Below are 19,431 nucleotides of genomic sequence, written 5' to 3'. Positions count from 1 at the left end.
GTGCCTAGACTGGACGGATGCCGCGTCTCGAGCCAGGTCAGCCCGCCCCCGATTTCGCCCTCGTCGACCAGGACGGCGACCCGGTCGCCCTCAGCGACCTGCGAGGACACAAGGTGATCGCGTTCTTCTACCCGGCGGCGATGACGCCCGGGTGCACCACCGAGGCGTGCGACTTCCGCGACAGCGTCGAGCCCCTCCGCGATGCGGGCTACACGGTGGTCGGCGTATCGCGCGACGAGCCGGCGAAGCTCCGCGAGTTCCGCGAGCGGGACGCCCTGCCCTACGACCTGCTGAGCGATCCCGACCACGCCGTCCACGAGGCGTACGGCGCCTGGGGCGAGAAGATGAACTACGGGAAGGTGGTCGAGGGTGTGATCCGTTCCACCTTCGTCATCGACGAGGACGGCACCCTCACCCACGCGCTGTACAACGTGAAGGCCACGGGCCACGTGGCCCGGATCCGCTCCGCACTCGGCGTCTGAGCAGCGCTCAGACCTCGTCCTCGTCGGCCGCCGTCTCGAGGCGGGTGCGGGGGCCGGCGGCGCGGGATGCCGCGATGAGCAGCGCCAATCCGACGAGGGCGGGCGCCGCGATGGCCAGCGCGATGGAACCGTCGGCGTCGGGGCCGGTGAGCGTGCCGCCGGCGACGGCGAGGATCAGCAGCTGCACGACGATGCCGCCGGATCTGCCCCACGAGCCGCCGCGCCAGACCACGACGGCGAAAGCGGCGACGGCGGCGGCGGCGACGACCGTGAGCACGAGCAGGGCGATCGAGCTCGGCACGGAGGCGCTGTCGCCCGAGATCAGGGCGAGCATCTCCCACGTGGACAGCGCGAGGACGGCCACAGCCTCGAGTGCCAGGTAGACGGACGCCGCCTTCTCGATGCCGGTGGTCCGCATCCGATCCCCTCCTCGGGCGCCGGTTGCGCCGCTGGGCGCGTCGAAGCGCCGAAATACTCCGTTAACCCTTGATTCACATGCCGGAGCATGGGACTATGAGAGGGCAAGTGTGCTCCCACAGCGCCGTGGGGCGAGCATCAGCTCGCACACCACCTCAGGTTAGTCGACGTCGCCCGGCGTCGCACATCCCGACCTCCCATCCCCACCTAGGAGCACCGCTATGGATTGGCGCGACAAAGCAGCCTGCCTGACCGTCGACCCCGAACTCTTCTTCCCCGTCGGGAACACGGGTCCGGCCGTCGACCAGATCGAGAAGGCCAAGGCTGTCTGCGCCCGCTGCACCGTCACCGAGCTCTGCCTGCAGTACGCCCTTGAGACCGGTCAGGACTCGGGCGTGTGGGGTGGACTCTCGGAAGACGAGCGTCGCGCCCTCAAGCGCCGCGCTGCGCGCGCCCGTCGCGCCTCCTGACGCGCCGGCCCACCGCCGTCACCCTCAGCCCCGGCTGCGTTCGATGTAGCGCATCGGGATCTCGATGGTCACTTCGGTTCCGCTCCCGACGAGCGTGTGCCAGTCGATCGTCCCGCTGAGCTCCCCCTGGATGAGCGTCCGGACGATCTGCGTCCCGAGCCCTCGGCCGACCTGGCCCTCGGGCAGACCGACGCCGGTGTCGCGCACGCGCACCTCGAGGCGCTCCTCATCGCGCTCGGCGACGATCTCCACCTCGCCCTCCTTGTCGGCGAGGCCGTGCTCGACCGCATTGGTGACGAGCTCGGTCAGCGCCAGTGCGAGCGGGGTGGCGTACTCGCTGGGCAGGGTGCCGAACGCTCCGGTCTTCAGCGTTCGCGCGCGCGTGTTGGGCGCGGCGGCCACCTCGGCCACCAGCTTGAGAACCCGGTCGAAGACGTCGTCGAAGTCCACGCTCTGTGTGAGGCCCTCCGACAGCGTGTCGTGAACGACGGCGATGGCGGACACCCGTCGCATCGCCTGCGTGAGCGCGTCCCGCGCCTCGTCGGAGTGCGTGCGGCGCGCCTGGATCCGCAGGAGCGAGGCGACGGTCTGGAGGTTGTTCTTGACGCGGTGGTGGATCTCGCGGATCGTCGCGTCCTTCGTGATGAGCTCCTGCTCCTGGTGACGGATCTCGCTCACGTCACGGCAGAGCACGATCGCGCCGATCCGGTTCCCGTTCTCGCGCAGCGGGATCGTGCGCAACGACACGGTCACCCCTCGGGCCTCGAGGTCCGCACGCCAGGGCGCGCGGCCGGCCATCACGATCGGCAGGGACTCATCGAATTGGCGGGATGCCGGCAGGATCGCCGTGGCCACCTCGATGAGAGCCTCCCCCTCGAGCTCGTCATCGAACCCGAGCCGGTTGAAGGCGGAGAGCGCGTTGGGGCTGGCGAACGTCGTGATGCCGTCGACGTCGAGACGGATGAGACCGTCCGACGCACGCGGCGCGCCCCGGCGTGGCGAGGTCGGCGCCGTGAGGTCGGGGAAGTCGGCCGAGGCGACCATGCCGAACAGGTCGTCGGCGCAGTCGTTGAAGGTGATCTGCTGCCGTGAGGGCGTCCGTGCTTCGCCGAGGTTGGTGTGTCGGGTGAGCACGCCGATCACCGTCGGCGCCGATCCTTCCGTGCCGCGCTCGCGCACGATCGGCACGGCACGCACTCGGGTCGGCGTCTCCTCGAACCAGTCGGGCGACGCCGAGTCCACGACACGAGCCTGGGTGAAGGCGTCCTTCACCTGCGTGCGCCACTGCGGCCGGACGAGGTCGCCCACGATGTCGCGATAGAACAGCGTGGCGGCGCCGCCGGGCCGGGCGTGCGCGACAGCGATGAAGGAATCGTCTGCGGTCGGCACCCAGATGACGATGTCGGCGAACGCGAGGTCCGCCAGCAGCTGCCCGTCGCCGGCGAGGCGGTGGAGCCATTCGACGTCCGCTGCGTGGGATCGGCCCTGGGCATAGACGAGGTCGCTGAGGGTGGACACGCTTCCACCCTAGAGTGCGCGCCCACCCGCCCCGTTCGCCCGTGCCACCCGAAGACTCAGCCGGCGCGCGCCAGTCGCCGCAGAGCGCGCGGACGCGGCTCGGGAACGACTGCTCGGGGCTGCGCCGAGAGGTTCTCGGTGACCATTCGGCGGACCGCCGTGGCCAAGGCCGACCGCGGAGCCGCGTGCGCCACCGGCCGGGCGGCGAGCATGGCGGCATCCACCCCCTTCGGGTCCCAGGGCAGGAAGGACACGTCGCCGATCCCGGCATAGCGCTCGAGCGTGCGCCGGATCTGGCCGCGCGCATCGATGCCGAGGACGGATGAGCGGGTCTTGTTGACGACGACCCGCACGGGCACTGTGCCGATCGCGGCCCTCACGTCCGGCCAGGCACGGACGAATCGGGCGATCCCGACCGGGTCGGCCGCGACGACGGCCACCACACTGTCCGCGGCGGTGAGGCACGCGAGCGTGGCGGCGTTGCGACGCGGCCCGTCCACGAGATCGCTCACGATCTCCTCGTCACGCTCCAGCGACGCCGCGACGTCGACGACGACATCATCCGCCCACGACCGGCTCACCTCCAGTGCGTCCGTCACGCGCGCCGCGCTCAACTCCGGCCATCGACCCGGTCGGTTCAGGCCGGTCAGCACGTCGACGTCCCCGACGCTGACGGCGATACGGGCGAGTTCGCTGACGGTCAGCGCGCCACGCTCTGCCTGGCGGCACGCGGCGGCGAAGCCCGGCCCCTCATCTGCGAGGCCCGCTGCCAGCGCGACCGATGGCGCATGCGAGTCGGCGTCGATGAGGGCGACGTGGCGGGAGCCCGTCGCGAGAGCGCAGGCCACCTCGATCGCGACGGTCGTGCGTCCCGGCGCGCCGTGCGGACCCCAGACCGCGATCACCCGCCCTCGCGTGGGTTCGGGATCGTCCCGTGCGGGCGCCGCGCTCAGCAGGTTCGCGACGGGGTCGTCGATGGATCGCACGTCGATCCCGACAGACGCGGCCCGGCGCGCATCCGAGGTCCGCTCGCACAGCGCGACGATGCGCACGGCGAAGCGGTCACAGGCAGCGATCAGTTCCGCGGAGAGCGCACCGGGCCGCCCCTCCAGCAGCAGGACGTCCGCGCGTCCGAGCACGGCGAGCAGCTCCGCGGCTTCGGGCGCCGAGAGCGCATCCGCCGTCGCCGCCGACGGCGCCGTTCGACCGACGACCGTGCCGACCTCCACGCCGTCGAGGCGAAGACGCTCGGCGAGCTCCTCCCCGGCGAACCCGTCGACGGCGATCACGACCTTCACGGCGTCGCCCCCGCCACGGGGACGACGGACAGGCCCGATCCGTCGCCCAGCGCCGTGAGTGTCGCCGCTACGTCGGCTCGCGGGATGACGAGCTCCATCGAGACCTGCGTCCCCGAGACCACCGCATCGTCACGTGACACCGACACCACGGTTGCCGACGGGACCAGGATGCGCGGCGTGCCGTAGTCGCCGCGGTCCGCCGCCGGTGCCGCCCAGACTTCCACGACCGAGCCCGGGGCGACGGTGGCCGAGACGTCACCGACCGTCGCGATGACGACGGTCGTCGTCGTCGACGCGGACGCCTCTCCCATCGCACCTCGCGGCACGAGTTCGCCCGCTTCGATGGTCCGCGTCGCCACCGCACCGGGCGCCAGCGACGTCGGCGATGCGTAGACGTCGCCCGCGCCACCGAGCGCCACCTCCACCACGCGGAGGTCATCGGCCGACACCGACTCTCCTGGGACGATCGTCCGGGCCGCGGCGAACACCGGCGCGGTCTGGCGCGCACTCGCCACGACAAGCCAGACGCCCGCCACCGAGATCACGATCAGGGCGATCCCGAGAAGGAATCGCGCGTCGGCCCAGAAAGGCCGGGGCCGCGGCCGGAGGGACTCAGGACTGGTCATGACCACATGCTGACCGAGCACGCTCGGCCTCGCCCCGGATTATCCACAGCCCGGCGTGCGTCGGCGCCCCACCCTCCGACGGCGCCCATAATGGCGACATGCCCGAAAACCCGAACTCGCGCATGCTGACACCCGCACAGGTCGCCGAGATGCTCCAGCTCGAGGTCGACGAGATCGTCGCCCTCGTCCTCGACGGTCGGCTGCGCGGCGCGAAGCTCGGCACGCCGGGAGCGTGGCGGATCGAGCCGCAGAGCGTCGAGGACTACCTGGATGACCAGGCGGAGAACGCCCGCCGTCACGCGCTGTGGCACGAGTCGAACGCGGCGAGCTTCCCCGAGCTGTGGGGACGGGGCAGCCGGCGCACGGAGTGACCTCCGCGGCATCCCTCATCAGGCATGATGAGGGGAGCCAATCGGACCGGGGGGAACCGAATGACCGTGCCGCGCGACCACAGCGACGCACTGACGGAGATCAGCGCGCTCTTCGATCCCGAAGCGGATGCCGCGTCTCCCCCCGCCCGCACCCGGCGCTGGCGCGGTCCGGTGGTCGTCCTCACGGTATTCGCCCTGCTGGCCGCCGCGGTCGGCGGGTACGTCGTGTGGGCCCTGTCCGCTCCCCTGCCGGCCGCGACGCTGTTCGCCAGCGCGCCGGAGCCGCCGACCACGGAGCCCGTGACGCTCGCGATGCCGACGCGGGCCGCCGCGGCCGTCGTCGTCACGGGGTTCGATGAGAGCGTCCAGACGGGTGGCACAATGTCCGCAGCGGTGGGCGGGTCGGAGCCGCGACCCATCGCGAGTATCGCGAAGCTCGTCACCGCGCTGACGATCCTCGATGCGTATCCCATCGCCCCGAACGAAGCCGGTCCGACCATCACCTTCGGCAAGGCCGCCCACGACCTGTACGACGACTACTACGTCCGAGGCGCGACGATCGTCCCGATGCCGACGGGCATCACGATGTCGCTGCGCGACGCGCTGAGCGTCATGCTCATTCCCTCGGCCAGCAACTACGCCGACGCGCTGGCGACCTGGGCGTTCGGGTCGACCTCCGGGTACCTCGGCGCGGCACGCGGCTGGCTGTCGGAGCAGGGACTGGACGACACGGTGATCGTCGACCCGACGGGCATCTCGCCCGCGAACACCGCGACGCCGGAGGACCTCCTCGCGCTCGCAAGGATCGCGTCCGCCAACCCGGTGGTCGCCGAGATCGCGGCGACGACGTCGTTCGATATCCGCGGCATCGACCGCGTCCAGTCCACGAACGCTCTCCTGGGCGTCGACGGCGTCACCGGGCTCAAGACCGGGAACCTCGGGATGGAGCAGTTCAACCTCCTCTTCACGGCTCGAATCGACGCGCCCGGCGGGCAGCGGCTCGACGTGGTGGGCGTCATCCTCGGCGGATCGACCCGGGCGAGCGTGGACGGCAACGTGCGCGCGCTGCTCGCCAGCATCCGTGACGGCTTCCGTCAGATCGCCCTCACCGAGCCACGGCAGCGGGTGGGAACGGTGGAAACCGTCTGGGGCGAATCGTCGGCCGTGGTGGTGGCAGGCTCTCCTGCGGTGCGCGTCTGGTCGGACGCCCCCATCGACGTCGAGCTGCGTGCCACCGCCCCCGTTCACCAGACGGCCGGAACGGGCGTCGGCGAGCTGGTGTGGACGACACCCTCGGGTGCGCAGTCGGCTCGGGTCGTCCTGGCCGAGGACATCCCCGAGCCCTCGGCGTGGTGGCGCCTGACCCACCCGGGTGATCTCGCAGACTGGTGACGATGAACATCACCCACCTCCAGCGCTTCGTCGTCGTGGCCGAGCATCTGCACTTCCCCCGCGCCGCGATCGCGCTGGGCATCCCGCTCGCGTCGCTCTACACCTCGATCGACAAGCTGGAGGCCGAGGTCGGCGAGCGCCTGATCGACCGCGAGAGGCCGACGACCCTGACTCCCGCCGGAACCGCCCTGCTCCGCGACGCTCCGCGACTCATCGCGGACGCACCCGAACCGGCACCCGCCCCGCCGGTCCCCGCCGGAGGCAAAGCGAAGGCCTCGAAGGGCAAGGGTCGTGCGCCGATCGTCAAGGGCCAGCCGAAGCCCTACAAGAAGCGTCAGGGTCGCTGACCGCGCTCACACGAGCGCGACGGGAGAATCGAGTCGCACCGTGACGACGGCGGCCAGCGGCACCAGCCGATGTCCCGTCACGCGGTCCGCCCGACGCGGTTCGTCCCGATCGTGCAGGGCCATGTCGAGGTGGTCGGATGCCGCGCGGTCGATCGTGCCGGTGTAGGTCCTGCCTCCGGTCGTCGCCACGGTGACGGGAACGCGTCGCCGGACGAGGTCGCGCAGCACGAAACCGAGAGTCATCCGCTCCTGCAATCGCCCGGGGCTCGCACCGTGCGCCGTCCGCAGCAGGTCGGCGTGCGGCATCCCGATCGCCGCGATGGACGCCCAGGGGACGAGGATCGCACCGGAGCGACCGCCGTCGGACGCGAGCGCCACCCAATCGGGGCCGACCGCCGCCAGCGGAGCGGTGATCCCGGTGCCGTCGCACAGATCGACGCTCACCGCGGCGGGGACGTCGCGCGCCACCGCGGTGAGCCGCTCGAGCAGACCAACCCGGGACAGGCGCAGGCGCTCAGCCTCGGTGTCCAGAGCGATCCGCTCGGCCTCCCATTCGGAGTCGAGCTGATCCTCGAGGTCTTCGAAGAAGCGATCCCAGCGCACCCGGCCGACGGTAGATGATCCCGCCGGCCCGCGGGGGTTCTGTCCACATGTTGGAGCATTCTCATCCGCCGTCGCGCACGGCTGTGCTGTACTCGGGTCCACTTGCGAAAAGCCCCCGTCCTGTCGACGAGAGGAACCGACATGGCCCACCACGCAATCCACGATGCCCCCGTCCCCCGGTCGGGGAGTTCGCTCGACGTCGCCGAATACTTCGCGCCGCAGCACACCTCGGCGAAGGATCTGCCCGACGTGGAACCGCTCGTCAAGAACCTGACCATCGGCGTCCTCGAGGTCCTCGCCGGAGTCCGCGAGGTCGACCAGTTGGCCCGCTGGCTCGGGGAGGATGCGTATCGCGCCCTGGTGACCCGCGCGAACCTGTCCGCCCGAGCGCGAAGCGCCCGAGGCGTGACCGCGGTGCGCCCCGCGCACTCGATCCTCAGCCAGCGACTCTGCGAACCTGCCGACGGTGTTGTCGAAGCCGTCGTGGTCGTCGCGGGCCCCGTTCGCACGCGGGCCGTCGCCATGCGCTTCGAAGGCTGGGACGGCCGCTGGCGCGCCAGTTCCCTCGCCCTGCTCTGACGCTACTGCCGATACGACGCGAGGAAGTTGCCCAGACGCTCGATCGCCTCGGTGAGCACCCGAGCCTCCGGAAGGGTGACGATGCGGATGTGATCGGGCGTCGGCCAGTTGAATCCGGTCCCCTGCACCAGCAGGACATGCTCTGCGACGAGGAAGTCGTACACGAACTTCGCGTCGTCATGGATCTCGTACACGTTCGGGTCGAGCCGAGGGAAGGCGTACAACGCCCCTTGCGGCTTCGCGCAGGTGACACCCGGGATCGACGTCAGCCCCTCCCACGCGGCATCCCGCTGCTCGTGCAGACGACCGGTCGGCGCGATGAGCGAATCGATGGACTGCACCCCCGACAGCGCGGCCTGGACGGCGAACTGCGCCGGGACGTTGGGACACAGCCGCGTCGAGGCGAGGAGCTGGATACCCTCCAGGAACCCCGCCGCGTGCTTCTTCGGACCCGTGATGACCATCCAGCCCGATCGGTACCCGGCGACCCGGTAGGTCTTCGACAGACCGTTGTAGGTGAGACACAGCAGATCCGGCGCCAGCGTCGCCAGCGGGATGTGAACCGCGTCGTCGAACAGGATCCGATCGTAGATCTCGTCCGAGAGCAGCAGCAGCTCCCGCTCGCGCGCGATCTCGACGATGCCCTCGAGCACCTCGCGGGTGTACACCGCGCCCGTCGGATTGTTCGGGTTGATGACGACGATGGCCTTCGTCCGATCGGTGACCTTGGCGCGGATGTCCTCGAGATCCGGCTGCCATCCGGCGTCGCTGTCGGTGCGGTAGTGCACCGGGGTTCCCCCCGCGAGGCTGGTCATGGCTGTCCACAGCGGATAGTCCGGAGCGGGGATCAGCACCTCGTCACCCTCGTCGAGCAGCGCCTGCATCGTCATCGTGATGAGCTCGGAGACGCCGTTGCCGAGGTAGACGTCGTCGGGATCGAACTTCGGGAAGCCCGGCACCTGCTCGTACCGCGACACGATGGCGCGCCGCGCCGACATGATGCCCCGGGAGTCCGAGTAGCCGTGCGCCTGCGGGATGGCCTCGATCATGTCGCGCACGATCTGGAACGGAGCCTCGAATCCGAACACCGCGGGATTGCCCGTGTTCAGCTTCAGGATCGTGTGGCCCTCGTCCTGCAGCCGATCGGCCTCGACCAGTGCTGCCCCGCGGATCTCGTAAAGGACGTCTTTGAGCTTGGACGACTGATCGAGGATGCGGGGTGTCATCGGATCAGAATATCTGGGCGCACCCGGTCCAATCGTCGGCCGGTGGCCTGATCGCCACCGACCGACGCGGGATCACTTCTTCTTGCCGCCGGCCCTGCGCTGCGCGCGGTTCTGCGGCGCGGCATCCGGCGTCTCAGTCCGCTGCCCGAACGCGCCACGCGCCCCCTCGGCCGGAGCCTGCTGCGGCGCCTGGGCCTGACGCACCTTGTTGGTCGCCGCCTGCTGGACCTGACCGCGCTCGTTGCGGACCTCGACCTCACCGGCGTCATTGGCTGCCGTGTACTGCAGCTTCTGCGGCTCCACCGTGGGCGCGGCGAGACCCTTCGCCTCGACCTGCGCCTCGATGTCCCCGCCGTCCTGCGGGCGGACCTCGACGTCGAGGTTGTAGAGGAAGCCGACCGACTCCTCCTTGATCTGGCCCATCATCGCCTGGAACATCTGGTACCCCTCGCGCTGGTACTCGATGAGGGGGTCGCGCTGCGCCATGGCCCGCAGACCGATGCCGTCCTTGAGGTAGTCCATCTCGTACAGGTGGTCGCGCCAGCGCCGGTCCAGCACCTGGAGGACGACGCGACGCTCCAGCTCACGCATCGCGGCGGCGCCCAGCTTCTCCTCACGGGCCTGGTAGGCGATCCGGGCGTCCGAGAGCAGCTCCCGCTTCAGCAGCTCAGGCGTGATCTTGCCCTTCGCGCCGCTGTCCGCGACGACCTCGTCGATGGTCACGCTCACGGGATAGAGCGTCTTCAGCTCGGTCCACAGCGCGTCGAAGTCCCAGCTCTCGTTGTGTCCCGAGCCGGTGTGGTCGTCGATGATGGCGCTGATGGCGTCTTCGATGAAGTGCTGAACGCGCTCGGTGAGGTCGTCGCCCTCGAGCATGTGGCGGCGGTCGGCGTAGATCGCCTCGCGCTGGCGGTTGAGGACGTCGTCGTACTTGAGGACGTTCTTGCGGATCTCCGCGTTGCGGGCCTCGACCTGGCCCTGCGCACTGCGTATCGCCCGCGTCACCATGGACGACTCGATGGCGACGTCGTCGGGGAAGTTCGTCCGCGCGAGGATCGCCTCGGCCGCGCCCGACTGGAACAGTCGCATCAGGTCATCGGTGAGCGACAGGTAGAAGCGGCTCTCGCCGGGGTCGCCCTGACGACCCGAGCGACCGCGGAGCTGGTTGTCGATGCGACGGGACTCGTGGCGCTCGGTGCCGAGGACGTAGAGCCCGCCGGCGGCGACCACTCGGTCGGCCTCGGCCTGGACGGTGTCCTTGACCGCCGCGTAGACCTCATCCCACGCCGCCTCGTACTCTTCGGGGGTCTCGACCGGGTCGAGGCCCTTCGCCTTCATCTCCGAGACGGCGAGGAACTCCGCGTTGCCGCCGAGCATGATGTCGGTGCCGCGACCGGCCATGTTCGTCGCGACGGTGACCGCCCCGTAGCGTCCGGCGCGGGCGACGATCTCCGCCTCGCGAGCGTGGTTCTTCGCGTTGAGGACCTCGTGCTTGATGCCCTTCTTCGCGAGCAGCCGCGAGAGGTATTCGCTCTTCTCGACGCTCACCGTGCCGACGAGGACCGGCTGACCAGACTCGTGCCGCTCGGCGATATCCTCGACCACCTGCGCGAACTTCGCCTGCTCGTTCTTGTAGACGAGGTCGGACTGGTCCTTTCGGACCATCGGGCGATTGGTCGGGATGGGAACGACACCGAGCTTGTACGTCGACATGAACTCGGCCGCCTCGGTTTCGGCGGTTCCCGTCATGCCGGAGAGCTTCTCGTACAGGCGGAAGTAGTTCTGCAGGGTCACGGTGGCGAGGGTCTGGTTCTCGGCCTTGACCGCCACGCCCTCCTTCGCCTCGATCGCCTGGTGGATGCCCTCGTTGTACCGGCGGCCCACGAGGATGCGACCGGTGTGCTCGTCGACGATCATCACCTCGCCGTTCATCACGACGTAGTCGGTGTCGCGCTTGAACAGCGCGAGCGCCTTGATCGAGTTGTTGAGGAACGAGATCAGCGGGGTGTTGGCCGACTCGTACAGGTTGTCGATGCCGAGATAGTCCTCGACCTTCTCAATGCCGGGCTCGAGCACGCCGATCGTGCGCTTCTTCTCGTCGACCTCGAAATCGACGCCTGCCTCGAGCGTCCGCGCGATTTTCGCGAACTCGAGGAACCAGCGGTTCGCCTCACCCGAGGACGGGCCCGAGATGATCAGTGGCGTACGCGCCTCGTCGATGAGGATCGAGTCGACCTCGTCGACGATGCAGAAGAAGTGTCCCCGCTGGACGAGGTCGTCCTTGCGCCACGCCATGTTGTCGCGCAGGTAGTCGAAGCCGAACTCGTTGTTGGTGCCGTAGGTGATGTCCGCCTCGTACTGCTCCCGGCGCACCTCGGGGGTCTGACCGGCGACGACGGTGCCGGTGGTCATCCCGAGAGCGCGGTAGACGCGGCCCATCAGCTCGGACTGGTACGAGGCCAGGAAGTCGTTGACCGTGATGACGTGGACGCCCTTGCCGGCGATCGCGTTGAGGTACGCCGGCAGTGCGGCGGTGAGCGTCTTGCCCTCACCGGTCTTCATCTCGGCGATGTTGCCGAGGTGGAGAGCGGCGCCACCCATCACCTGCACGTCGTAGGGACGCTGGCCGAGGGTCCGCTTGGCGGCCTCGCGCACCGCGGCGAAGGCCTCGGGCATCAGCTTGTCCAGCGACTCCCCCGCCTCGTAGCGGGCCCGGAGCTCGGCGGTCTCGCCGCGCAGCTCCTCGTCGGTCAGGTGCGCATAGTCCTCTTCGAGTGCACCGACGGCCTTGACGACCTGCTGCAGTCTGCGCAGGACGCGGCCTTCGCCGGCGCGAAGCAGTTTCTCGAGGGGGTTCGCCACGGAGGATCTCCATCTGTCGGGTCGCCTCGACGGACGGTGTCGAGGATCCCGCGCACACGGGCGCGCGGACATACTCCGCCATGTTATCGGTCTGTGACCTTCGAAGGTGCTGGACAGCTCCGCGCCTGAGAGGACACGTAAGATCGGCCCATGGCCGGTTTCTGGGGCAGACGCAAGCGCGAGGACGCGGAGATCGAGGCGCAGGACGCCGAACTGAGTCGGAAGGCGGGAGCGGCTCTGGTCGCCGCGGACGAACGCATCCGCGTCACCGACGACGAGCTCGCGTACGCCGAGATCGAACTCGGCCGGGATGCGACGAAGGATCTGCGCGATGCGCTCTCCGCCGTCCGGCAGCACCTGGGCGAGGCTTTCCACCTCAACCAGCTGAACTTCGACGAGATCCCCGACACCCCCGAGGAACTGCGTACGCGCAACGCCCGCATCGTCCAGCTGTGCGAGTGGGCCGAAGACCTCCTCGACGACCGGACCGAGTCGCTCGGCGAGGCGATCGCCCGCGCCCGTCGCGCGCCCGAGATCATCGAGGGCATCCGCCGCGACGTGACGCGGATGCGCGAGCGCCTCCCCGCACTGAACACCACACTCGAGCGCCTGTCGCAGCGGTATTCGGATGCCGCGATGCGCACAGTGCGCGGCAACGCGACCGAGGCCGCCCAGCTCCTCGACTTCGCCGAGCACAGCGCGGCCGTGTCGGAGCGGCGCCGAGACGACGGGCACCGCGAGCAGGCGAACCTCGCCCTCGAAACGGCGATCGAGGCGTCCCGCCGCGCGTCGACGCTGGTCGAGGCCGTCGACACCTTCGAGATCGAAGCGCTGCGTGCCGAGTCCACGCTCACGGCGATCGTCGAGGACTCGCGCGAGGACCTCGTCGTGGCGCAGCCGCTGCGGTCGACTCCCGAGGTCGGCGCGGCCGCAGCAGAGCTCGAGACGGCGTTGCGGTCTCTCACGCCGGCCGGCAGCAAGCCCGACCCGTTCACCGAACTCAGCCGCCTCCGCACGGCCAACGCGGCACTGGACGCCGCCGTCGCCAAGGCGCGGGAACGCGCGGAGCGCCCGATCCCCGCCGAGGCGCACGTCCGCCACGCCATCGACGACGCGGACCGCCAGATCGGTGTCGCGCGCAGCGTCATCTCCGGGCACCGCGGATGGATCGGCGCCGACGCCCGGACCCGTCTCGCAGAAGCCGAACGCATCCGCTCCGACCTCATGGCGTTCGCCGGCCCCATTCCCGAGGACGACCGGGAGCGGGCCATGAACCTCGCGCGGCGCGCAGGTCAGCTCGCCGGTCAGGCTCTCGAACTCGCCCAGCGCGACATCGATTCGTCGCGGCCCGACGAGTGGAACTCCGGCGGCTACGGGGGCGGACGTCGCGGAGGCGGGATGGGCGGCGGAGACATGGTCGGCGGCCTCCTCGGCGGTCTCATGATCGGAAGCATCCTCGACGGCATCTTCGACTGATGAGCGCTCTCCAAGACGCAGCCGCGACGGCGATGGAGTGGCCGGCACCGCGCGTGTCGGTCGCCGTCATCACGGCAGGCGGCGATGTCGCGGCATCCGCCGGCGATCAGAATCATCGGTACCGTCTCGCCTCGGTCACCAAGCCCTTGAGCGCCTACGCCCTGCTCGTCGCGATCGAGGAGGGCGCGCTGTCCCTCGATCAGCCCGCGGGCCCGGCCGGGTCGACGGTTGAGCATCTCCTCGCGCACACCGCCGGCTACGACTTCTCCTCACGAGAGGTGCGAGCGGAGCCGGGGAAGCGCAGGCTCTATTCCAACACCGGTTTCGAGGTCCTCGGCGACCTGCTCGAGTCCGAGACGGGCATCGGGTTCGACGAGTACGCGCGCGAAGCCGTCTTCGACCCCCTCGGGATGACGCAGACCACGATCGCCGGCTCGCCGGCGGCCGGCGGATGGTCGACGAGCGGTGACCTCTCGCGGTTCGCCGCCGAACTGCAGCAGCCCCGGCTCCTCGACCGCGGCACGCTCCAGCGCGCGACCAGCGTGGTCTTCCCGGAGCGGCGGGGCGTCCTTCCCGGCTTCGGCGTGCAGGAGCACAATGACTGGGGCCTGGGATTCGAGATCCGCGGGAGCAAGTCCCCCCACTGGACGGGATCGACCAACTCCGCGCGCACCTTCGGCCACTTCGGCCAGGCCGGCACGTTCCTCTGGGTGGACCCCGAGGCGGGCGCCGCGGTCGTCGCGCTCACGGATCGACCCTTCGGCGAGTGGGCCGCGCGAGCCTGGCCGCCCTTCAGCGACGGGATCGTCGCCGCGCTGCGCGCCGGCTGATCCGACCTGGACAGCAGAGGGGGCGGATGCCGCATGGCACCCGCCCCCTCTGCTGTCCGGGTCAGCTTGCGAGCTCGGCCTCCGGCGCCGCTGTCGTGGTGAGGGAGATCACGCCGTAGTCCCAGCCCTTGCGGCGGTAGACGACACTGGGCTGGTCGCTCCGCGCGTCGATGAACAGGAAGAAGTCGTGTCCGACGAGCTCCATCCGGTCGACGGCGTCCTCGACGGTCATCCACTCCGCGTCGAAGCGCTTGGTGCGGATCACGACGGGGGTGTAGTCCTCTTCGTCCTCGTTCCCGGTGATGATGGGCACTTCGCCGGTGGCGACGGCGCGGATGACGTCGACGGAGGCCGGCTGGACGTCGATGCCGGTGAGCGTGCCGCTCCCCTTCTCGAGTTTCGCGCCGCGCGGGTGGTTGCGCGCATCGACGCGCTTCTCCTTGGCGCGCCGGATCTGTTCGGCGAGTTTGGTCACAGCCAGATCGAGAGCGGCGAACTTATCGCCGTCGACGGCCTCGGCCCGCACCAGCGGGCCTTTGCCGGTGAGTGTCACCTCCACGGTCTCGTCCTCGCGGGATCCGTTGTGATAGGCGCGATGCGTGACCTTGATGTCGAGTCGCTGCGCACGGGGCGCGAGGTGCTCGATTCGGGCGGACTTCTCCTCGGCAACTGAGCGGAATCGGTCGCTGACGCTCACTCCCACGCCGACGATACTGATCTCCATCGTGACCTCCTTGTTCCGGTCCGCCCGGTCAAGGGCGGACCTCGGTTCGCCTTGTGTCCCCCCACGGTAGTGCGCCGTTCACCCGATGTCATCCTCCGAGGACCGTGAATTTCATTCAGTCCTCCGACGACGCGGCGTGTCCATGGCGGTGACCGCTCCGAGCACGATCGCCCCCGCATCGCGCAGGGCCCGTCGCGCGTCGAGGAGGGTGGCACCGGTGGTCACGACATCGTCGATGAGAACGACACGGACACCTTCAGCGGGCCGTGCGACGAACGCGCCCGACATGTTCGCCATCCGCTCCGTGCGGCTCAGACCCCGCTGGTCTGCGGCGCGCCGGGCAGGGACCAGCAGTCGCGCGGTCCGCAGCCCCGCCCGCTTCGTGAGCAGCTCGGTCGCGGCGAACCCGCGCCGACGCATCGAGGCGCGCGAGGAAGGCACCGGTACGGCCACGGCGTCGTCGTAGACCCAGGCCGCTGCCATCGCGTGTCCGAGCGGGCGCGCCAAGCCCGTCCGGCCTTCTTCCTTCAGCGCCCGCAGCACACGGGCGGCGACTCCTTCGAAGCGCAGGGCACTCCGCACCTCCAGCGCGTTGCCGAGGTGACGCCTCACCGGCTGCGCCGCGAGGCCCGCGCGGCACGCATCACACAGCGAGACGTCGACCTCGTCGCATCCCGCGCACCAGGTCGGGAAGACCACGGCGAGCGCCTCGACGAGAGCCTGGGCCACGCGTTCACCGAAGGAGTCCACACTCGATCGAACCGCCGGATGCCGGGGTGGTGAGCCGAAGGATCCGTCGCGGTGTCGATCCGTTACCGAAGACGCGCTGGGGAGGAGACGTCAGCCGGGGACGCCCTGCTGGACGGCGAGGACCGTGACGTCGGGGGCGAGGAACTGCCAGGAGCCGCGTTGGACGAACAGGCCGCCTTCGCCCGTGCGGAGGCGGACGCTGCCGGATTGATTGCCGCCCGCGATCGAGACGACGCCGTCGGGAGCCCGGACCTCGGTCCCCTCCCCGCCGATCGGCTGCTCTCGCATCACCCGCTGCTCGCCGTCCGTCCAGATGAGCGCGACGGTCGACCCGCCCAGCCAGGTGAGCTCCACCCCGTCACCGGCGAGCATCGCGACCGGAAGCGGGTCGCCGAGTCCCACCGGGGCGCCCGCGTCGTCGCGGATCACCCCCGCCACCCAGACCGCCGGCTCACCGCCGTCCCGCACGAGCGCCGCGACGCGGGTGCCGTCACGGGAGACCCGCATCGCTGCGACATCCGTCGCTCCCGGCCATCCGCCGGCGAGCGTCCGCGCCCCACCGTCCGGCGCATAGGCGACGACCTCGGTGGGCGACGATGCGGGCACGGTCCAGATGTGGCCGAACGGGTCGATGCTCGGCGCCGTCATGCCCGCGCGTGTGTCGAGCTCGGTCACCGTCCCGTCGGCCTGCACGCGGACCACCGCGCCCGTCGTGGTGCGCACCGCGGCCGTCGTCCGGTCGGCGTCGACCTCGATCGACTCCGGGTCGGTCTCGGCGAGTGCCGCACTCAGCTCCGGGAGCTCCTCCACCTCCGCCCCGGACAGGAAGCCCAAGCGGCCTTCCGCGAGGACGAGCGGTCGCACATCCACCCGGTGCTCGTCGACGTCGACGGAGGGCACGTCGAGCACCTCGTCCCCCACGAGCATCTGGACGTCGAGGATCCCCGCCGTCGACAGGCTCTGCTCAAGCTGGGTCTGCATCCGTGCCAGCGTGGCGGGTGGGAGATCGCGTGCGCTCGCGTCGAGGGAGACCTGGGCCACCCCGGCATCCACCGGAACCGAGGGCTGAGTCAGCGAGACGTCGTCGGGAAAGGCGGACCGCACCGCTCCCGACAGCCAGGGACTGGGCGAACCGGTCACGACGGCATCCGCGATCCGTGTGGCCGCGTTGGTCACCGGGAACCAGCGTACGTCGGGGACGATCGAGGACCACCCGCTGTCGAAGTAGGCGAGCGGGTAGCTGCGGAACACGGTGCTGAACCGATTCGCGTCGAGCACGATGCCGTCCGGGGCCTGGGCGATCCGCCACTGGCCTTCTTCCTGCACGAGTTCGTAGGAGAGCGCGATGGGTCCCGCCCCGCCCGGACGGTACGCGCCGCTGGCGTCGACGGTCGCGACCGGGTCGACGGTCACCGTGATCTGCTCGTCGGAGACGACATCGATCGTGCGGTCCCCCGCCGCGTAGATGGTGACGCCCGCCTGCGGCTTCCAGGTGTCACGGAAGGACGGGGTGAGGAACTGCTGCGCCACGGACCAGTTCTGTCGCGGGCCCGAGCCCGCGGCGATGAACCCCTCGACGACCTGCTGCGGTGTCGCGTCGGCCACCGGTCCGTCGGGCACGAACGAGAACTCCGGGATCCCCTCGACCTCGTCGATCGCCCGGCCGACATGGACCGGACCGTCGACGGGAAGCCCGGAGCAGGCGGCCATCACACCGGCGAGAACCAGGGCGAGGGCGCCGGTGGCGGCCTTGCGCACCGACATCATGAGTCGACCTCCCGGGACGGTAGTGAGATGGGCTGCGTCAATCCGAGGTCCTCCAGAGTGAGCGCTCCACCGGGAGGTTCGACCTCGACGGGAGAGGCGCCGACGAGGTTATCCCCGAGGCGTCGGGGCAGCGTCAGCACGAAGTTCGTTCCGCCACCGGGCTCGGACCACACCGACAGCGTCCCGCCGTGCAGGCGCGCGTCGCCCAGCGCGATCGAGAGCCCCAAGCCCGTCCCCCCGATGGTGCGGCGGCGGGAGGGATCCGCGCGCCAGAACCGATCGAACACGCGCTCAGCGTCCTCGGCGCTCATCCCCATCCCGAAGTCCCTGACCCCGAGGGCGACGGCACGCTGGTCGCTGTCGACGGTCACCACGATCGGGCGTCCCTCGCCATGCTCGATGGCGTTGCCGAGCAGATTGCGGACGATGCGTCGCACCCGGCGCGGGTCCATCTCCACCGGCGAGTATCCGCCGGGCGCCACCAGCCGGACATCCGTCCCGTGCTGCTCGGCGAGCTGTCGCATCGACTCGATGACGTCCTCGGCGAGGTGGGCGAGACTGGTGGCCTCCGTCTCGAGCTGGACCGAGCCCGCGTCGTACCGGCTGATCTCCAGCAGGTCGGCCAGCAGCAGCTCGAACCGCTGCACCTGGGCGTGCAGCAGCTCCGCCGCTCGCGCCGTCGCCGGTTCGAACTCGTCCCGCTGGTCGTTGATCATGTCGGCTGCCAGGCGGATCGTCGTCAGCGGAGTGCGCAGCTCGTGCGACACGTCCGAGACGAAACGCTGCTGCACGAGGGAAAGCTCCGCGAGCTCCTTGATCTGGCTCTCGATGCTGTCCGCCATCGCGTTGAAGGAGCGGCCCAGTGTGGCGAACTCATCCTCGCCTCGCACCGGCAGCCGCACCGCGAGATCCCCGGAGGCGAGCTTCGCACTGGTCTCGGCGGCCTGGGCGATCGGCACGGTCACCGATCGCAGGACGAACAGCGAGATGCCGCCGATCAGCACGAGCAGGGCGATGCCGACGACCCACAGCGTCACCTGCACGAACTGGAGCGTCTGCTGCTCGGAGGCGAGGTCGTAGGCGAAGTAGAGCTCGTAGGCACCCGCCTCGGGGACCACAAGCTGTTGCCCGACGAGGATGCCGGGGGTCTCGCCCTCGTCGCCGTCGGGAAGGGCGATCGACTGCCACCACTGCCGATCGCCGGTGAGCTGGACACTCTCCTGGAGCGCGGGACTGATCATCGACGCCGTCAGCCCGCCGCCTTCGAAGCCCTGCGGGGCGATCGCGGATGGCTCGTCATCGATGCGGAAGACGGCGACCATCGTGGTTCCGCCCTGGCGCGACAGGATCTCGCGGCGCACCTCGTCCATCAGCACCTGCAGGGCGACCGGGTCGCCCTCCACCACGGCCGCGTCGAGGGTCGTCTGGGCGGCCTGCGTCGCCCGCTTCGCGGCATCCTGCACCTGAGCCGAGCGCGACTCGTACAGGTCGTTCTGGATCGCCAACGACATCCACACGAGGGCGATGAGGATCGTCAATGCCGTCAGCGTGAGGGTGGCCGCCAGCGTTCGGAAGCGCAGCGATCGCCGCCACGCGAGCGCGATGCGCCTCCCCCACGATCGCCAGTCCCGCCACGCGGGCACCACCGTGTGAGTGCCGGTGCGGGTGGTCACCGACACCGGCACGACTCCCG

Annotated in this window: 19 protein-coding genes; 8 read left to right on the top strand and 11 right to left on the bottom strand. The window is 70.1% G+C overall.

Annotated features, from left to right (window positions below; all coding sequences use genetic code 11):
* Positions 1-17 precede the first annotated feature (17 nt).
* The gene (gene bcp / locus BKA24_RS05475) at positions 18-482 is read left to right on the top strand and encodes a thioredoxin-dependent thiol peroxidase (protein WP_184215939.1); all 465 of its coding nucleotides are present in this window, start codon (positions 18-20) and stop codon (positions 480-482) included.
* Positions 483-489: 7 nt separating this feature from the next.
* On the opposite strand, the gene BKA24_RS05470 is transcribed toward bcp, so the two are convergent.
* Positions 490-900, bottom strand: a complete 411-nt coding sequence (locus tag BKA24_RS05470; protein WP_184215937.1) for a histidine kinase — start codon at positions 898-900, stop codon at positions 490-492.
* A gap of 220 nt (positions 901-1,120) precedes the next feature.
* On the opposite strand from BKA24_RS05470, the gene BKA24_RS05465 reads away from it, so the two are divergent.
* Complete coding sequence (locus tag BKA24_RS05465; protein ID WP_184215935.1) at positions 1,121-1,369, top strand: WhiB family transcriptional regulator; 249 nt, start codon at positions 1,121-1,123, stop codon at positions 1,367-1,369.
* A gap of 24 nt (positions 1,370-1,393) precedes the next feature.
* On the opposite strand, the gene BKA24_RS05460 is transcribed toward BKA24_RS05465, so the two are convergent.
* From BKA24_RS05460 to BKA24_RS05450, 3 genes are read right to left on the bottom strand one after another with little or no spacing between them, the layout of a single operon-like run.
* Complete coding sequence (locus BKA24_RS05460) at positions 1,394-2,887, bottom strand: histidine kinase N-terminal domain-containing protein (RefSeq protein WP_184215933.1); 1,494 nt, start codon at positions 2,885-2,887, stop codon at positions 1,394-1,396.
* A gap of 56 nt (positions 2,888-2,943) precedes the next feature.
* Positions 2,944-4,185: a CpaE/TadZ family protein gene (locus BKA24_RS05455; RefSeq protein WP_184215931.1), complete on the bottom strand. Its 1,242-nt coding sequence runs from the start codon at positions 4,183-4,185 to the stop codon at positions 2,944-2,946.
* Entirely contained in the window at positions 4,182-4,811 is a 630-nt protein-coding gene (locus BKA24_RS05450) for an SAF domain-containing protein (protein ID WP_184215929.1), read from the bottom strand. The genes BKA24_RS05455 and BKA24_RS05450 overlap by 4 nt, the downstream gene beginning before the upstream one ends.
* 98 nt (positions 4,812-4,909) lie before the next feature.
* On the opposite strand from BKA24_RS05450, the gene BKA24_RS05445 reads away from it, so the two are divergent.
* The 3 genes from BKA24_RS05445 to BKA24_RS05435 are packed head-to-tail and all read left to right on the top strand — an operon-like array spanning position 4,910 to position 6,921.
* The gene (locus BKA24_RS05445) at positions 4,910-5,182 is read left to right on the top strand and encodes a helix-turn-helix domain-containing protein (RefSeq protein WP_246367031.1); all 273 of its coding nucleotides are present in this window, start codon (positions 4,910-4,912) and stop codon (positions 5,180-5,182) included.
* Between the two features lie 60 nt (positions 5,183-5,242).
* A complete protein-coding gene (locus BKA24_RS05440) occupies positions 5,243-6,574 on the top strand; it encodes a D-alanyl-D-alanine carboxypeptidase (protein WP_184215927.1) in 1,332 nt (443 codons plus the stop codon).
* Positions 6,575-6,576: 2 nt separating this feature from the next.
* Positions 6,577-6,921: a LysR family transcriptional regulator gene (locus BKA24_RS05435; RefSeq protein ID WP_184215925.1), complete on the top strand. Its 345-nt coding sequence runs from the start codon at positions 6,577-6,579 to the stop codon at positions 6,919-6,921.
* A 6-nt stretch (positions 6,922-6,927) separates the two neighbouring features.
* Here BKA24_RS05435 and BKA24_RS05430 read toward each other — a convergent pair whose 3' ends face one another.
* Positions 6,928-7,524, bottom strand: a complete 597-nt coding sequence (locus BKA24_RS05430; RefSeq protein WP_184215923.1) for a hypothetical protein — start codon at positions 7,522-7,524, stop codon at positions 6,928-6,930.
* Positions 7,525-7,665: 141 nt separating this feature from the next.
* Between BKA24_RS05430 and BKA24_RS05425 the strand changes: the two genes are divergently transcribed.
* On the top strand, positions 7,666-8,103 hold the full coding sequence (locus BKA24_RS05425; protein ID WP_184215921.1) for an Rv3235 family protein: 438 nt from the start codon (positions 7,666-7,668) through the stop codon (positions 8,101-8,103).
* Between the two features lie 2 nt (positions 8,104-8,105).
* Here BKA24_RS05425 and BKA24_RS05420 read toward each other — a convergent pair whose 3' ends face one another.
* Together BKA24_RS05420 and secA are read right to left on the bottom strand one after the other, a co-directional pair.
* On the bottom strand, positions 8,106-9,329 hold the full coding sequence (locus BKA24_RS05420; protein WP_184215919.1) for a pyridoxal phosphate-dependent aminotransferase: 1,224 nt from the start codon (positions 9,327-9,329) through the stop codon (positions 8,106-8,108).
* 72 nt (positions 9,330-9,401) lie between these two features.
* Positions 9,402-12,191 carry a preprotein translocase subunit SecA gene (secA, locus tag BKA24_RS05415; protein WP_184215917.1) on the bottom strand — a complete coding sequence of 930 codons (2,790 nt, stop codon included), beginning with the start codon at positions 12,189-12,191 and terminating at the stop codon, positions 9,402-9,404.
* A 150-nt stretch (positions 12,192-12,341) separates the two neighbouring features.
* Here secA and BKA24_RS05410 point away from each other — a divergent pair, with 150 nt between their 5' ends.
* A complete protein-coding gene (locus BKA24_RS05410; protein WP_184215915.1) occupies positions 12,342-13,667 on the top strand; it encodes a hypothetical protein in 1,326 nt (441 codons plus the stop codon).
* Positions 13,667-14,497 carry a serine hydrolase domain-containing protein gene (locus BKA24_RS05405; protein WP_184215913.1) on the top strand — a complete coding sequence of 277 codons (831 nt, stop codon included), beginning with the start codon at positions 13,667-13,669 and terminating at the stop codon, positions 14,495-14,497. The genes BKA24_RS05410 and BKA24_RS05405 overlap by 1 nt, the downstream gene beginning before the upstream one ends.
* A gap of 61 nt (positions 14,498-14,558) precedes the next feature.
* Here the strand turns inward: BKA24_RS05405 and hpf are convergent, their stop codons facing one another.
* From hpf to mtrB, 4 genes are all read right to left on the bottom strand, one after another.
* Entirely contained in the window at positions 14,559-15,221 is a 663-nt protein-coding gene (hpf, locus tag BKA24_RS05400; RefSeq protein WP_184215911.1) for a ribosome hibernation-promoting factor, HPF/YfiA family, read from the bottom strand.
* 111 nt (positions 15,222-15,332) lie between these two features.
* Entirely contained in the window at positions 15,333-15,950 is a 618-nt protein-coding gene (locus BKA24_RS15905) for a ComF family protein (protein WP_343065946.1), read from the bottom strand.
* A 111-nt stretch (positions 15,951-16,061) separates the two neighbouring features.
* Entirely contained in the window at positions 16,062-17,735 is a 1,674-nt protein-coding gene (locus BKA24_RS05390; protein WP_184215907.1) for an LpqB family beta-propeller domain-containing protein, read from the bottom strand.
* Positions 17,735-19,417 carry an MtrAB system histidine kinase MtrB gene (mtrB, locus tag BKA24_RS05385; RefSeq protein ID WP_184215905.1) on the bottom strand — a complete coding sequence of 561 codons (1,683 nt, stop codon included), beginning with the start codon at positions 19,415-19,417 and terminating at the stop codon, positions 17,735-17,737. The genes BKA24_RS05390 and mtrB overlap by 1 nt, the downstream gene beginning before the upstream one ends.
* Between the last annotated feature and the right edge of the window lie 14 nt (positions 19,418-19,431).

The organism is Microbacterium marinum (assembly GCF_014204835.1).
In the GTDB taxonomy this organism is placed as follows: domain Bacteria; phylum Actinomycetota; class Actinomycetes; order Actinomycetales; family Microbacteriaceae; genus Microbacterium; species Microbacterium marinum.
The sequence above is the reverse complement of the archived record's forward strand: the minus strand, read 5'-3'. Positions and strand labels throughout refer to the sequence as shown.

What these genes read in the sequence shown, in the direction of transcription:
- bcp (WP_184215939.1), top strand. Translation starts at nt 18, where the DNA reads ATGCCGCGTCTCGAGCCAGGTCAGCCCGCCCCCGATTTCGCCCTCGTC.
- BKA24_RS05470 (WP_184215937.1), bottom strand. Translation starts at nt 900, where the DNA reads ATGCGGACCACCGGCATCGAGAAGGCGGCGTCCGTCTACCTGGCACTC.
- BKA24_RS05465 (WP_184215935.1), top strand. Translation starts at nt 1,121, where the DNA reads ATGGATTGGCGCGACAAAGCAGCCTGCCTGACCGTCGACCCCGAACTC.
- BKA24_RS05450 (WP_184215929.1), bottom strand. Translation starts at nt 4,811, where the DNA reads ATGACCAGTCCTGAGTCCCTCCGGCCGCGGCCCCGGCCTTTCTGGGCC.
- BKA24_RS05445 (WP_246367031.1), top strand. Translation starts at nt 4,910, where the DNA reads ATGCCCGAAAACCCGAACTCGCGCATGCTGACACCCGCACAGGTCGCC.
- BKA24_RS05440 (WP_184215927.1), top strand. Translation starts at nt 5,243, where the DNA reads ATGACCGTGCCGCGCGACCACAGCGACGCACTGACGGAGATCAGCGCG.
- BKA24_RS05435 (WP_184215925.1), top strand. Translation starts at nt 6,577, where the DNA reads ATGAACATCACCCACCTCCAGCGCTTCGTCGTCGTGGCCGAGCATCTG.
- BKA24_RS05425 (WP_184215921.1), top strand. Translation starts at nt 7,666, where the DNA reads ATGGCCCACCACGCAATCCACGATGCCCCCGTCCCCCGGTCGGGGAGT.
- BKA24_RS05420 (WP_184215919.1), bottom strand. Translation starts at nt 9,329, where the DNA reads ATGACACCCCGCATCCTCGATCAGTCGTCCAAGCTCAAAGACGTCCTT.
- BKA24_RS05410 (WP_184215915.1), top strand. Translation starts at nt 12,342, where the DNA reads ATGGCCGGTTTCTGGGGCAGACGCAAGCGCGAGGACGCGGAGATCGAG.
- BKA24_RS05405 (WP_184215913.1), top strand. Translation starts at nt 13,667, where the DNA reads ATGAGCGCTCTCCAAGACGCAGCCGCGACGGCGATGGAGTGGCCGGCA.
- hpf (WP_184215911.1), bottom strand. Translation starts at nt 15,221, where the DNA reads ATGGAGATCAGTATCGTCGGCGTGGGAGTGAGCGTCAGCGACCGATTC.
- BKA24_RS05390 (WP_184215907.1), bottom strand. Translation starts at nt 17,735, where the DNA reads ATGTCGGTGCGCAAGGCCGCCACCGGCGCCCTCGCCCTGGTTCTCGCC.